Genomic DNA, 15527 nt, shown 5'->3' with positions numbered 1-15527 from the left:
CGTTTACGTGCGGTTTATTACGTTCAAATTTAGCCTTAGCCATGAATAGACCCTTCTTTATTTAATTGCGGCCTGCTTTGCAGGCCAAACTAAGTTATTAATATGCTTTACGCGCAGCGATAATTGCTTCTGTCACGTTGTTAGGAGCTTCAGCATACTTCAATGGTTCCATTGAGTATGAAGCGCGACCCTGACTTAACGAACGCATGTTGGTTGCATAACCAAACATTTCAGATAGCGGCACATGCGCATCAACGATTTTGATACCACCAGGTGCATCTTCCATGCCGTTGATAATACCGCGACGACGGTTTAAGTCACCAACAATATCACCCATGAAGTCTTCCGGTGTGACCACCTCAACTTTCATAATTGGCTCAAGGATAACCGGCTTGGCTTGCAGTGCACCCTTTTTGAAGCCCATTGAAGCAGCGATTTTAAACGCCATTTCGTTTGAGTCAACATCGTGGTACGAACCGTCAAACACAGTAACTTTAACGTCAATTACCGGGTAGCCAGCAAGAACGCCGTTCTTCATTTGTTCCTGAATACCTTTATCAATAGCAGGAATATATTCTTTTGGAATAACACCACCCACTACAGCATTCACAAACGTATAACCGGCACCTTCTTCCTGCGGCTCAATTTTCAGCCAACAGTGACCAAACTGACCACGACCACCAGACTGACGTACGAACTTACCTTCAACTTCAGTGGCACCACGCAGTGTTTCACGGTAAGAAACCTGTGGTTTACCCACGTTTGCTTCTACCTTGAACTCACGACGCATACGGTCAACAATGATGTCCAGGTGCAATTCACCCATACCAGAAATAATCGTCTGGCCGGTTTCTTCGTCAGTATGTACACGGAAAGAAGGATCTTCAGCAGCCAGTTTACCCAGCGCGATACCCATCTTTTCCTGGTCAGCTTTGGTTTTCGGTTCCACCGCAACAGATATTACCGGCTCCGGGAACTCCATCCGCTCCAGAGTGATAATATGATCGGGTGAACACAAGGTATCACCTGTTGTTACGTCTTTGAAACCGATACCGGCAGCGATGTCGCCGGCACGTACTTCTTTAATTTCCTGACGGTTGTTGGCATGCATTTGCACGACACGACCAATACGCTCTTTCTTCATTTTTACCGGGTTGTAAACCGTGTCACCTGTGTTGATAACACCGGAATACACACGGAAAAACGTTAGCGTACCCACAAAAGGGTCAGTAGCAATTTTAAACGCCAGTGCTGCGAAGGGCTCGTCGTCACTCGAGTGACGCTCGCCTTCAGACTCGTCTTCGTTGATACCGGTAATAGCCTTAACTTCTGTAGGAGAAGGTAAGTACTCAATTACTGCATCCAAAACAGCCTGAACACCTTTATTTTTAAAAGCAGAGCCACACAGAACCAAAACTGCATCATTACGCAACGTTAATGTGCGCAGTGCAGCTTTAATTTCATCTTCAGTGAACTCGTCACCCTCTAAATAGCGCTCCATCATGTCTTCGCTGGCTTCTGCCGCGGCCTCAATCAGGTTAAGACGCCATTGCTGACACTCTTCTAACATGTCGGCAGGGATCTCTTCATAAGTGAACGTCATACCCTGGTCTTCCATATTCCAGTTTATGGCTTTCATCTTAATCAGGTCGACTACACCAGCGAAATCGTCTTCAGCCCCGATGGGTAACTGAATTGGTACGATAGTACTGTTCAGACGTGTCTGTGCCTGCTTAACAACGCGTAAGAAGTTGGCACCAGTGCGGTCCATTTTATTAACGAAGATCAACCGCGGCACTTCATACTTATTGGCCTGACGCCAAACTGTTTCCGTTTGCGGTTGAACTCCTGAGGAGCCACACAGCACAACTACAGCGCCATCCAATACACGAAGCGAACGTTCAACTTCAATTGTGAAGTCAACGTGGCCCGGTGTATCGATGATGTTTACACGATGCTGCTCAAATTGAGCGTTCATACCTGCCCAAAACGTAGTAGTCGCAGCTGAGGTGATAGTAATACCACGCTCCTGCTCCTGCTCCATCCAGTCCATGGTGGCTGCGCCATCATGGACTTCACCGATCTTATGCGACAGACCAGTATAGAACAGCACCCGCTCAGTAGTTGTGGTTTTACCCGCATCTACGTGAGCACAGATACCAATGTTACGGTAGCGTTCTATTGGGGTTGTACGTGCCACAATAATATCCTCTTGTTAAGACGTGCTTACCAACGGAAATGGGCGAACGCTTTGTTAGCTTCGGCCATACGGTGCACGTCTTCACGTTTCTTCACTGCAGAACCTTTATTGTCAACGGCGTCCAGCATTTCACCAGCTAAACGCTGAGCCATTGATTTTTCACCACGTTTACGGGCAGCTTCAACCAACCAACGCATTGCCAGAGCATTACGACGTACAGGACGAACTTCACATGGTACCTGGTAGGTAGAACCACCTACGCGGCGTGATTTAACTTCGACCGTTGGACGAATGTTGTCCAGTGCTACTTCAAATATGTCTAAATGTTCTTTCTTAGACTTGGTAGCAGCTAACTCTAATGCGCCGTATACAATTGATTCGGCTGTAGATTTTTTACCGTCGACCATAACGACGTTTACAAACTTGGCAAGTAATTCACTTCCGAACTTAGGATCTGGAAGAATTTTACGTTGACCTATGACGCGTCTTCTTGGCATTCGTAACTCCGATTGCTTCAGGTGATTCCAAAACTTTTAATACATTAAAGAAAAAAAGTTGTTTAGTTTGGCCTTACTAACGGAGTACCGTTATTTCTTAGGCCGTTTCGCACCGTACTTAGAACGGGCTTGTTTACGATCTTTAACGCCAGCACAGTCTAATGTGCCGCGTACGGTGTGGTAACGCACACCTGGCAGGTCTTTTACCCGGCCACCGCGAATAAGCACAACACTGTGCTCTTGCAGGTTATGGCCTTCACCACCAATGTAAGAAGAAACTTCGAATCCGTTAGTTAAACGAACACGGCATACTTTACGTAATGCTGAGTTTGGCTTCTTAGGTGTAGTGGTGTATACACGGGTACAAACACCACGCTTCTGCGGGCAAGCTTCAAGCGCCGGAACGGTGCTCTTGGCTACCTTCTGGCTGCGCGGCTTACGCACTAGCTGGTTGATTGTTGCCATTAAATACTCCTGGTTAATATATACCCAATAAACGTGAAAATTCCGCACCCCAAAATCAGGGTCGCGGAATTCTAATGGTCAAGCTTTGACCTGTCAAGGAACAAAGCCAATTGCTGCTAATTTAGCCAGCAATCAGCCCTGTTTCCCTGCTTTTAGTCGTCGTTACCTGACAAATCCATGTTCAAAGCGTCAGACAAGGCTTGCTCTGCCGTTTCTGCACTCATTGCCGGTTCAACAACTTCGTTATTGCCACCGCGTTGACGCAGACGAGCACGGTTTTGGTGATACGCAAAACCGGTACCTGCCGGGATCAAACGGCCAACAATTACGTTTTCTTTCAGACCGCGCAGTTCGTCAATCTTACCGCCTACAGCGGCTTCAGTCAGAACGCGTGTGGTCTCCTGGAACGACGCCGCCGAAATGAACGAGTCAGTCGACAGTGACGCTTTGGTAATACCCAGTAATGAACGCTCGTACTGCGCAGGCATTTTACCGGCCGCTTCCAATTCGCGGTTAGCGATATTGACGCGGGCGACTTCAGCCATTTCGCCTTCGAGGAACTCGCTGTCACCCGGGCTGGTAATTAAGCACTTACGCAACATCTGACGGATAATAGTTTCGATGTGCTTATCGTTGATCTTAACGCCCTGCAGACGATAAACGTCCTGTACTTCGTTCACAATGTAACTGGCCACATGGTGGACACCACGTAAACGCAGGATATCGTGTGCAGACTCCGGGCCTTCAGAAATAACTTCGCCCTTTTCAATGCGCTCACCTTCGAACACATTAACCTGACGCCATTTCGGGATCATTTCTTCATGCACATCGCCCTGATCTGGTGTGATTAACAGACGACGCTTGCCTTTCGTTTCTTTACCGAAGCTGATAACACCAGAGATTTCCGCCAGAATGGCCGGATCTTTTGGCTTACGCGCTTCGAATAAGTCAGCAACGCGCGGCAGACCACCGGTGATGTCGCGGGTTTTCGAGCTTTCCTGCGGAATACGTGCCAATACTTCACCGGCTTTCACCGTAGCACCATCAGTTACTTCGATAGTGGTAAAGCTTGGTAAACGGATTTCCTGCAGCGCACCGTCGTCCATGGTCAGAATAAGTTTTGGCTCTTTAGCATTAGCCTTGGCCAAATCTTTCACCACGGTACGGGTTAAGCCGGTCAGCTCATCCTGTTGTACTTCAGTGTTAGTGTCATCCACATCGCTGTGGTTAACCTTGGCACCGCGCTCAACAATAATTGGATGTGAATGCGGATCCCAGTTCGCCACAATTTGACCAGCAGTGATCTTGGCATTGTCGTCTGTCGTCAGGATAGAACCATACGGCAGCTTATAACGCTCTTTCTCACGACCTAATTCGTCAAACACAGTCACTTCAGCAGAACGTGAAGTAATAACAATCTTGTTATCCGCATTACGTACAAACTTGGCATTTTGCAGTTTTAACGTACCGGCAGTTTTCACCTGTACGCTGTTCTCTGCTGACGCCCGTGATGCCGCACCACCGATGTGGAAAGTACGCATCGTCAGCTGTGTGCCCGGCTCACCGATTGACTGAGCAGCGATAACACCCACTGCTTCACCGGCGTTGATCAGGTGACCACGTGCTAAATCACGGCCATAACATTTGGCACAAACACCAAAGTCAGTTTTACAGGTAATTACTGAACGTACGTGTACTTCGTCAATTGAGTTTTGCTCTAAGGCATCACACAATTGCTCATCCAGCATGGTGCCATCGGCTACCAGCACTGCACCTGTTGTTGGTGATACCACATCACCAATAACTACCCGGCCCAGTACGCGCTCGCGCAGACCTTCTACCACGTCACCACCTTCAATCAGCGGCTTCATGATAATGCCCTGATCAGAACCACAGTCCCGCTCAGTAACCACTAAGTCTTGTGCAACGTCTACCAGACGACGGGTCAGATAACCGGAGTTAGCTGTTTTCAGAGCGGTATCGGCCAAGCCTTTACGCGCACCGTGGGTAGAGATGAAGTACTGTAATACACTTAAGCCTTCGCGGAAGTTCGCCGTGATTGGCGTTTCGATGATAGAACCATCCGGTTTCGCCATCAGACCACGCATTGCTGCCAGCTGACGGATCTGCGCCGGTGAACCCCGGGCGCCGGAGTCGGCCATCATGTATACCGAGTTGAACGACTGCTGCTGTACGGTATTACCGTCGCGGTCAACCACGTTTTCTTTTGACAGATTGTCCATCATCGCTTTGGACAACACTTCATTTGCTGTTGACCAGATATCGATAACTTTGTTGTACTTTTCACCGGCAGTAACCAGACCTTGTTGGAACTGGTCCTGAATTTCAGCAACTTCGGCTTCTGCCGCGTCGATGATTTCAGTTTTTGCATCCGGAATAACCATATCGTTAATACCCACCGATACGCCTGATAACATAGCGTAATGGAAACCGGTATACATGATTTGGTCGGCCAGAATAACGGTCTTTTTCAGACCGATACGACGGTAAGCACCGTTTAATAAGCGTGAAATCTGTTTCTTACCCATAGCCTGGTTGATCGAATCAAAGGCTAAGCCTTCCGGCAGGATAGAATACAGAATGGCACGACCAACAGTGGTGTCACGTACTGCTGTGGTTTCAGTACGGCTGCCATCTTCGGCAAATTCCACTTCGGTAATACGCACTTTTACTTTGGCATGCAGGCTGGCACAGTCAGCACGGAAGGCTTTTTCAGCTTCTTTCGCACTCTTGAACATCATGCCTTCGCCTTTGGCGTTAATCGCCTCACGCGTCATGTAATACAAACCTAACACAACGTCCTGTGAAGGAACGATGATAGGCTCGCCGTTAGCAGGTGACAGTACGTTGTTAGTTGACATCATCAGCGCACGGGCTTCTAACTGCGCTTCAATCGTCAACGGTACGTGAACGGCCATTTGGTCACCGTCGAAGTCGGCGTTATAAGCAGCACACACCAGTGGGTGTAACTGAATGGCTTTACCTTCGATCAGTACCGGTTCAAACGCCTGAATACCTAAACGGTGCAGCGTTGGTGCACGGTTTAACAGTACCGGGTGTTCGCGGATCACTTCGTCCAGCACGTCCCATACTGCGCCTTCTTCGCGCTCAACCATCTTTTTAGCCGCTTTAATAGTAGTGGCTAAACCGCGGGCTTCTAACTTGCCGTAGATAAATGGCTTGAATAACTCTAACGCCATTTTCTTTGGTAAACCGCACTGATGCAGACGTAACGTCGGACCTACGGTAATTACCGAACGGCCTGAGTAGTCAACGCGCTTACCTAACAGGTTCTGACGGAAACGACCTTGTTTACCTTTGATCATATCGGCCAAAGATTTCAGCGGGCGCTTGTTAGAACCGGTAATAGCACGACCACGACGGCCGTTATCTAATAACGCATCTACCGCTTCCTGTAACATACGTTTTTCGTTACGTACGATAATATCAGGTGCAGACAAATCTAACAGGCGCTTCAGACGGTTGTTACGGTTGATCACGCGACGGTATAAGTCGTTCAAGTCTGAGGTTGCAAAGCGGCCACCGTCCAGTGGGACCAGCGGACGTAAATCCGGCGGCAATACGGGCAGTACTGTCATAATCATCCACTCTGGCTTGTTGCCAGAAGTGTGGAAGGCTTCCATCAGTTTCAGACGCTTGCTGATTTTCTTGCGCTTGGTTTCAGAGTTGATAGTTGGCAGCTCTTCACGCATTTGCTTGATTTCTGTTGCCAGCTCAATGCCTTTTAAGATGTCCAGAATTGCTTCGGCACCCATTTTGGCTTCAAACTCATCGCCATGCTCTTCCAGCACGTCGAGGTATTCTTCTTCGGTCAGCATCTGACGGCGCTCTAACGACGTCATACCTGGTTCAGTGACCACATAGCTTTCAAAGTACAGCACGCGCTCGATATCACGCAGGGTCATATCCAGCAGCAAACCAATACGGCTTGGCAGTGATTTTAAGAACCAAATGTGTGCTGTCGGGCTGGCCAGTTCAATATGGCCCATGCGCTCGCGGCGTACCTTGGTTAAGGTAACTTCAACGCCACATTTTTCACAGATCACACCACGGTGCTTTAAGCGCTTGTACTTACCGCACAAACACTCGTAATCTTTTACCGGGCCAAAAATACGGGCGCAGAATAAACCATCACGCTCGGGTTTAAAGGTACGGTAGTTGATCGTTTCTGGCTTTTTCACTTCACCAAAGGACCATGAACGGATCATGTCCGGCGAAGATAAACCGATACGGATAACATCAAACTCTTCGGTTTTAGTTTGTTGTTTCAGAAACTTTAATAAGTCTTTCACCTTAGCTCTCCTGTAAGAGGTAAACCGGAATGGGGCAGCGAACTGCCCCCCAACTTAACGTCGGTTTATTCCTCTTCCAATTCGATGTTAATACCGAGCGAACGGATCTCTTTCATCAATACGTTGAAAGATTCTGGCATGCCAGGTTCCATTCTGTGGTCACCGTCAACGATGTTTTTATACATCTTGGTACGGCCGTTAACGTCGTCCGACTTAACGGTAAGCATTTCCTGCAGCGTGTATGCTGCGCCGTATGCTTCCAGTGCCCACACTTCCATCTCACCGAAACGCTGACCACCGAACTGAGCTTTACCACCCAGCGGCTGTTGCGTTACTAAGCTGTAAGAACCGGTAGAACGCGCGTGCATCTTATCGTCTACCAAGTGGTTCAGTTTCAGCATGTACATGTAACCTACGGTAACCTTACGCTCGAAGGTATTACCGGTACGGCCATCATACAGCGTGATTTGACCGCTTGACGGTAAGTCACCCAGCTCAAGCAATTGCTTGATTTCGCTTTCTTTCGCGCCGTCGAATACCGGTGTTGCAACAGGTAAGCCTTTACGTAGATTTTGCGCTAAACGACGAATTTCATCATCGGTAAAGCTTTCGATATCCACGTTCTGGCGTGATTCACCCAGTGCATACACCTTGGTCAGGAAGTCACGGATTTCAGCCGTTTCTTTGTGCTCTTTGATCATGGCATCAATTTTGTCGCCGATACCACGGGCCGCTAAGCCTAAGTGCGTTTCCAAAATCTGACCAATGTTCATCCGTGACGGTACGCCCAGCGGGTTCAGCACGATATCAACCGGCTTGCCGTGTTCGTCATATGGCATATCTTCTACCGGAACTATGGTAGAGATAACACCCTTGTTACCGTGACGGCCGGCCATTTTATCACCCGGCTGGATACGGCGTTTTACCGCCAGATACACTTTAACAATTTTCAATACGCCCGGTGCTAAGTCATCACCCTGGATGATCTTACGGCGCTTGGCTTCGAACTTCTTATCGTACTCAATACGAATTTCTTCGTACTGGGTTGCCAATTGCTCCAGGTCGTTTTGCTTGTCTTCGTCGCTTAAGCTCTGATTAAACAGCGCATCGCCTTTCATTGTATCCAGCTTGGCGCGGTCAACACCGCTTTGCTCCAGCAGGTTACGGGCACGATCGAAAATACCGGCTTCCAGGATACGGAATTCTTCATTCAGGTCTTTCTTAGCCTGTTTGACTTCCATTTCCTCGATTTCACGCGCGCGTTTGTCTTTTTCTACGCCATCACGGGTAAATACCTGTACGTCAATAACAGTGCCTGTTACTGAGTTTGGTACCCGCAGCGAGGTATCTTTTACATCTGACGCTTTCTCACCGAAGATAGCACGTAACAGTTTTTCTTCCGGCGTTAACTGGCTTTCGCCTTTAGGCGTAACCTTACCGACCAGAATGTCGCCGCCTTTCACTTCAGCACCAATGTAAACGATACCGGCTTCGTCCAGCTTACTCAGCGCAGACTCGCCCACGTTTGGAATATCGCCGGTGATTTCTTCAGGCCCAAGCTTGGTATCGCGGGCGATACAGCTTAATTCCTGAATGTGAATAGTGGTTAAACGATCTTCCTGTACCAGACGCTCTGATAACAAAATCGAGTCTTCGAAGTTGTAACCGTTCCACGGCATAAATGCCACGCGCAGGTTTTGACCTAATGCCAGCTCACCTAAATCGGTAGACGGGCCGTCAGCCAGTACGTCGCCACGTTCAATTGGCTCGCCATGGTTAACGCAAGGACGCTGGTTAATACAGGTGTTCTGGTTAGAACGGGTGTATTTAGTCAGGTTGTAGATGTCGATACCGGCTTCACCGGCGACCATTTCATCTTCATTTACCTTGATCACGATACGGCTGGCATCAACGTAGTCAATCACACCACCACGTTTGGCAACAACAGTAACACCAGAGTCTTTCGCTACCACGCGTTCAATACCGGTACCTACCAGCGGCTTATCAGCACGCAGCGTTGGTACGGCCTGACGTTGCATGTTCGAGCCCATCAGTGCCCGGTTAGCATCATCGTGTTCCAGGAACGGGATTAACGCCGCAGCAACCGATACGATCTGCTGTGGTGCAACATCCATATACTGTACTTTGTCAGCCGGCATCAGGGTGAATTCGTTCTTGTAACGGCAAGGTACTAATTCTTCTGATAAACGGTTTTCGGCGTTCAGTTCAGCGTTTGCCTGAGCGATAACGAAGTTGCCTTCCTCAATGGCTGACAGGAAATCGACTTCGTCGGTTACCACACCGTCTTCCAGACGACGGTACGGTGTTTCAAGGAAGCCATACTCGTTAGTCTGAGCAAACATAGACAGTGAGTTAATCAGACCGATGTTCGGACCTTCAGGTGTTTCGATTGGACATACGCGACCATAGTGCGTCGGGTGTACGTCACGTACTTCGAAACCGGCACGCTCGCGCGTTAAACCGCCCGGGCCTAAAGCAGAAATACGACGCTTGTGCGTTACTTCTGATAACGGGTTGTTCTGATCCATAAACTGTGACAGCTGACTTGAGCCAAAGAACTCTTTCACCGCAGCTGAAATTGGCTTGGCGTTGATCAGATCCTGTGGCATTACCGCATCTAAATCGCCCAGCGACAGACGCTCTTTCACCGCACGCTCTACACGTACCAGGCCAACACGGAATTGGTTTTCAGCCATTTCGCCAACAGAACGGATACGGCGGTTACCTAAGTGGTCGATATCGTCCACTTCGCCTTTACCGTTACGGATGTCGATCAATACTTTCATTACCGCCAGAATGTCTTCTTTGCTCAGCACGCCGCTACCGACGCTTTCTTCAAAGTCAACCCGACGGTTAAATTTCATCCGGCCAACCGTGGATAAATCATAACGGTCTTCCGAGAAGAACAGATTTTCAAATAAGGTTTCAGCCGCATCACGCGTTGGTGGTTCACCAGGGCGCATCATACGATAAATTTCTACCAGCGCTTCCATACGGTTGCTGCTTGGGTCAATACGAATGGTTTCAGAAACATAAGAGCCCTGATCCAAGTCGTTGATATATAGAGTTTCAAAACTCTCGTAACCGGCTTTAGCCAGTTTTGCTAACAGCTCCAGTGTGAGCTCTGCGTTCGCCTCGGCAATAATCTCTCCGGTTGAACGGTCAGCGTAATTTTTTGCCAGCACACGGCCTACCACATACTCGTGTGGTACTTCCATCATGGTCATGCCGGTTTTTTCCAGCTGACGCACGTGGCGTGCAGTAATACGACGGCCTTGTTCTACTATGACTTCGCCATCGTTGTCTTTGATATCAAAACCGGCTGTTTCACCGCGTAAGCGGTTGGCCACTACAGCCATCATTAACTTGCCGTCTTTAATTTCAAATTGAGTGCTTTCAAAGAAAGTGCTCAGAATATCTTCGGTGCTGAATTCCAGTGCGCGCAGCAGAATGGTAGCCGGTAACTTACGGCGACGGTCAATCCGCACAAACAGGTTATCTTTGGCATCGAATTCGAAATCTAACCAGGAACCACGGTAAGGAATAACGCGGGCGTTATATAACACCTTGCCTGATGAGTGGGTTTTACCACGGTCGTGATCGAAGAACACACCCGGGCTGCGGTGTAACTGAGATACGATAACGCGCTCAGTACCGTTAATAACAAAGGTACCGTTTTCAGTCATCAACGGGATTTCGCCCATGTAGACTTCTTGTTCACGAATATCTTTGATTGTGCCTGGTGCTTCTTTATCGAATAACACCATACGCAATTTTACGCGTAAAGGCGCTGAGTAAGTAACACCGCGGATTTGACATTCTTTTACGTCAAATACGGGTTCCCCGATGCGGTAGCTGACGTACTGCAATTCCGCACTGCCTGAATAGCTTTTAATAGGGAATACAGAGCGGAATGCGGCTTCTAAACCGTAACCTCCTTCCGGATCAGGCTCGATAAATTTGCTGAACGACTCGATTTGAATCGACAACAGGTATGGCACATCCAATACTTCCGGACGTTTGCCGAAGTCCTTACGGATACGTTTCTTCTCAGAATAAGAGTAAGTCATGGGGTTCCTCAGCTTGCTGATTTTTTTCCCAACAACCCGTTACAGGTTGCTTTGATACCAGCCATAGTATCAACAGGGGTGGGGAAATCATTGTCCCACAGCGCAAAAAGGCCGGTGATTAATTCATCACCAGCCCGGCCTGAATTTCAGGCGAATAATCCGGTATAAGCCGGATTATTTAACTTCAACAGATGCACCAGCTTCTTCAAGTTCTTTCTTCAGAGCTTCTGCTTCTGCTTTTGAAACGCCTTCTTTGATTGGAGCTGGAGCGCTCTCAACCAGGTCTTTCGCTTCTTTCAGACCTAAACCGGTTGCGCCACGTACTGCTTTGATAACAGCAACTTTGTTCGCACCAATACCAGCCAGAATTACGTTGAATTCAGTTTGCTCTTCAGCAGCAGCAGCAGGACCTGCAGCAACAGCTACAGCAGCAGCTGCAGACACACCGAATTTTTCTTCCATTGCAGTTACTAACTCAACTACATCCATTACAGACATTGCTGCGATAGCATCTAAGATTTGATCTTTAGTCACTGACATTGCTCAGATTCCTAAATTAGGGGCCGTGGCCCGAATTAAACTCTGTATCAAACCAAGCGTAAAATTACGCGGCTTGCTCTTGTTTTTGGTCGCGAACCGCGGCAATTGTACGTACAAGTTTGCCGGCTGCTGCCTCTTTCATAGTGCTCATTAAACGTGCAATAGCTTCGTCGTATGTTGGTAACGATGCTAACACCTCAATGTTTACCGTGGCGCCATTAAACGCTGCACCTTTCAGCTCGAAGTCTTTGTTCTCTTTAGCGAAATCTTTGAAGATACGCGCTGCAGCACCTGGGTGCTCTTTAGAGAACGCAATTAACGTCGGGCCTACGAATACATCGTTCAGACACTCAAACTCGGTGCCTTCTACTGCACGGCGAACCAGCGTGTTACGGACAACTTTCATCCATACACCGGCTTCACGCGCTTGCTTACGCAGCGCAGTGATTTTGCCTACAGTGACACCACGAGCGTCTGCGACTACCGCAGATAAAGCACCTTTGGCAGCTTCCTGGACTTCAGCAACAAGTGCTTTTTTGTCTTCAAGCTTAATAGCCATTGGCTTTTAACTCCTGGTTCATCCGGGCATTATTGCCCGTTTGCCTACACATCGCTTTATGTTGCCATAAAGCGCGCGATTTACGGTGAGACCAGAAAGAATCAATTCTTCTGGGGCCTGCACCGTCTGCGTAGGTTGTGCATTTTAAGTCATTCATTTCAAAAGAAAATTATGACACCTACGGTCTTGGACGGAAGCCGTTATTTTCGAAAAAATACGGCTCCTACCCTAAAAATGAGCGCGCGATTATAAAATAATCACGCTGCTCTGTAAAGCACTACGCCTTAAACCACTGCGCTCAATGACGCCTGGCTCAGAGTTAAACCTGCGCCATGGGTAGAAGAAATAGTCACTTTCTTGATGAAGATACCTTTTGCCACTGAAGGCTTGGCACGCTTTAACGCGATCAGTAAGGCTTCTAAGTTTTCTTTTAACTTATCAGCATCGAAATCGATTTTGCCGATAGTAGAATGGATAATACCATTCTTGTCGTTGCGGTAACGTACCTGACCCGCTTTAGCGTTCTTAACCGCTTCTGCTACGTTAGGAGTAACAGTACCGGTTTTCGGGTTAGGCATTAAACCACGTGGACCTAAGATCTGACCTAACATACCTACAACGCGCATAGCGTCTGGTGATGCGATAACTACGTCAAAATCCATTACGCCTTTCTTAACCTGTTCAGCTAAGTCTTCCATGCCGACAATGTCAGCACCGGCAGCTTTAGCGGCTTCAGCGTTAGCGCCCTGAGTAAACACAGCAACGCGAACAGTGCGGCCAGTACCGTGAGGCAGTACAGTAGCACCACGCACGTTCTGATCAGATTTACGGGCATCAATGCCCAGATTTACAGCAACATCAACGCTTTCCAGGAACTTGCCAGCTGTTAATTCTTTTAACAGAGCAACTGCTTCGTTGATATCGTATTCGCGGGTTGCATCCACTTTAGAGCGGATTAACTTAGCGCGTTTAGTTAATTTAGCCATCTGTTAGCCCTCCACCACTAAACCCATTGAACGGGCAGTACCTTCAATAGTACGCACCGCAGCAGCATGATCTGCAGCAGTTAAATCTGGCTGCTTGACCTTAACAATCTCATCAACCTGAGCTGCTGTGATTTTGCCAACTTTCTGGGTATTAGGACGACCTGAACCACCTTTTAAACCAGCTGCTTTCAGTAACAGGAAAGACGCTGGAGGAGTGCGGGTTTCGAACGTGAAAGAACGATCGCTATATACAGTAATTACTACCGGGATTGGCATACCTTTCTCAAGGCTTTCTGTACGGGCGTTAAAGCCTTTACAGAATTCCATGATATTTACACCATGTTGACCCAGCGCCGGACCTACCGGTGGCGACGGGTTAGCCATACCGGCTTTAACCTGCAGTTTAATAAGTGCAGTAACTTTCTTTGCCATGTTTCACCTCTGTTCTGGGTCGTAGCCTTGTAAATGCGAGGACACTTACTCAAACGGCTTCCCAATGTTAAAAAGGGCGCAGATTATATTTTAATCAGCGCCCGGTTACAATCTTTATCTTTAGGCTTTTTCGACCTGGGCAAATTCCAAATCTACCGGAGTAGAACGGCCGAAGATCAATACGGATACTTTTACGCGGCTTTTTTCGTAATCTACTTCTTCTACCACGCCATTGAAATCGGCAAATGGGCCTTCGGTAACACGCACCACTTCGCCGGTTTCAAACAGTGTTTTCGGCTTCGGCTTGTCAATATTATCCTGTAAACGATTCAGGATAGTCATGGCTTCTTTTTCAGAAATCGGCGCAGGGCGATCTGAAGTACCACCGATAAAACCTAATACGCGCGGCACGCTTTTAACTAAGTGCCAGGCTTCTTCGCACATTTCCATCTGCACCAGCACATAGCCAGGGAAGAACTTGCGCTCAGACTTACGCTTCTGCCCGGCACGCATTTCAATCACTTCTTCGGTAGGTACCAGCACTTCACCAAACTTATCTTCCATCTGATGAATTTTGATATGTTCACGCAGAGAGGTAGCAACCCGTTGCTCGAAGCCTGAGAATGCCTGCACCACATACCAACGCATTTTTCCAGCCATGGCTTAGATCCCCAATCCTGTTAAAAATGATACAACGCGTAATAAAATTGCATCCAGCCCCCACAGCAGCAGGCCCATTATCACTGTGGCAACCAATACAACTAACGTTGTTTGCATGGTTTCCTGCCGTGTTGGCCAGACCACTTTACGTACTTCTGTACGTGCTTCTTTAGCGAAGTTAATAAAGGTTTTACCTTTTTGCGTCTGCCCGGCAACTACACCAGCAATAATTACCAGCACTACGATAGCAATTGCCCGCTCTAATGCAGATAACTCATATATGTAGTTACCCACTACTGCCAGTGACAAAATAACAAAGACCAGCAACCACTTAATTACATCAAATCCGCTTTTTGGGGTTTCACTTGCTGCGTTCATGCTTTGACTCACTTCACCTTGACTTGCTTATAGCAACACACTACCGGCAGAGCTTATGCTGTGCCGAAAAATATTGGCAGGGGCAGAGGGATTCGAACCCCCAACCATCGGTTTTGGAGACCGCTGTTCTACCAATTGGAACTATGCCCCTACAAGGTTGTAAACCAGACCTATCGCCGGGTTTTCAAATAGCCGCTCATTATACTGTCTTAGCGTGCTAAAACAAGCTTAGTGTCTCTTATTGCGTTATTTTTAAATGTTCGATGTAATAAAAAAGCCCCTTACGGGGCCTTTTCACATCTTAGCTATTACGCCAGAATTTTTGATACTACACCCGCACCTACTGTACGGCCGCCTTCACGGATAGCGAAGCGTAAACCTTCAT

11 protein-coding genes, 1 tRNA gene and 1 pseudogene are annotated in these 15527 nt (G+C 48.0%); all 13 read right to left on the bottom strand.

Features of this window, described 5'->3' with window-relative positions; genetic code table 11:
- Nucleotides 1–97: 97 nt before the first annotated feature.
- Entirely contained in the window at nt 98–2200 is a 2103-nt protein-coding gene (fusA, locus tag AR688_RS07145; protein ID WP_068231334.1) for an elongation factor G, read from the bottom strand.
- A 26-nt stretch (nt 2201–2226) separates the two neighbouring features.
- Complete coding sequence (gene rpsG, locus AR688_RS07140) at nt 2227–2697, bottom strand: 30S ribosomal protein S7 (protein ID WP_027672433.1); 471 nt, start codon at nt 2695–2697, stop codon at nt 2227–2229.
- A gap of 90 nt (nt 2698–2787) precedes the next feature.
- Nucleotides 2788–3162 (bottom strand): 30S ribosomal protein S12, encoded by a 375-nt coding sequence (gene rpsL, locus AR688_RS07135; protein ID WP_019677787.1) that lies wholly within the window; start codon nt 3160–3162, stop codon nt 2788–2790.
- 152 nt (nt 3163–3314) lie between these two features.
- On the bottom strand, nt 3315–7496 hold the full coding sequence (rpoC, locus tag AR688_RS07130) for a DNA-directed RNA polymerase subunit beta' (protein ID WP_068231331.1): 4182 nt from the start codon (nt 7494–7496) through the stop codon (nt 3315–3317).
- Nucleotides 7497–7561: 65 nt separating this feature from the next.
- Complete coding sequence (gene rpoB / locus AR688_RS07125; RefSeq protein WP_068231328.1) at nt 7562–11587, bottom strand: DNA-directed RNA polymerase subunit beta; 4026 nt, start codon at nt 11585–11587, stop codon at nt 7562–7564.
- A 174-nt stretch (nt 11588–11761) separates the two neighbouring features.
- Entirely contained in the window at nt 11762–12127 is a 366-nt protein-coding gene (rplL, locus tag AR688_RS07120) for a 50S ribosomal protein L7/L12 (protein ID WP_068231325.1), read from the bottom strand.
- A gap of 64 nt (nt 12128–12191) precedes the next feature.
- Nucleotides 12192–12686 (bottom strand): 50S ribosomal protein L10, encoded by a 495-nt coding sequence (rplJ, locus tag AR688_RS07115; protein ID WP_068231322.1) that lies wholly within the window; start codon nt 12684–12686, stop codon nt 12192–12194.
- Between the two features lie 284 nt (nt 12687–12970).
- Complete coding sequence (gene rplA, locus AR688_RS07110) at nt 12971–13672, bottom strand: 50S ribosomal protein L1 (RefSeq protein WP_068231319.1); 702 nt, start codon at nt 13670–13672, stop codon at nt 12971–12973.
- 3 nt (nt 13673–13675) lie between these two features.
- On the bottom strand, nt 13676–14104 hold the full coding sequence (rplK, locus tag AR688_RS07105; protein WP_068231316.1) for a 50S ribosomal protein L11: 429 nt from the start codon (nt 14102–14104) through the stop codon (nt 13676–13678).
- Between the two features lie 120 nt (nt 14105–14224).
- On the bottom strand, nt 14225–14752 hold the full coding sequence (nusG, locus tag AR688_RS07100) for a transcription termination/antitermination protein NusG (RefSeq protein WP_068231313.1): 528 nt from the start codon (nt 14750–14752) through the stop codon (nt 14225–14227).
- 15 nt (nt 14753–14767) lie between these two features.
- The gene (gene secE, locus AR688_RS07095) at nt 14768–15142 is read right to left on the bottom strand and encodes a preprotein translocase subunit SecE (protein WP_068231310.1); all 375 of its coding nucleotides are present in this window, start codon (nt 15140–15142) and stop codon (nt 14768–14770) included.
- Nucleotides 15143–15216: 74 nt separating this feature from the next.
- A tRNA-Trp gene (locus AR688_RS07090) sits at nt 15217–15293 on the bottom strand.
- 157 nt (nt 15294–15450) lie between these two features.
- Nucleotides 15451–15527: pseudogene (locus AR688_RS19875) on the bottom strand (EF-Tu/IF-2/RF-3 family GTPase); the annotation flags it as partial.

Source organism: Rheinheimera sp. EpRS3 (assembly GCF_001513785.1).
In the GTDB taxonomy this organism is placed as follows: Bacteria; Pseudomonadota; Gammaproteobacteria; order Enterobacterales; family Alteromonadaceae; genus Alishewanella.
Note: the sequence above shows the minus strand (reverse complement) of the source record. Positions and strands in the feature narration are given on the sequence as shown.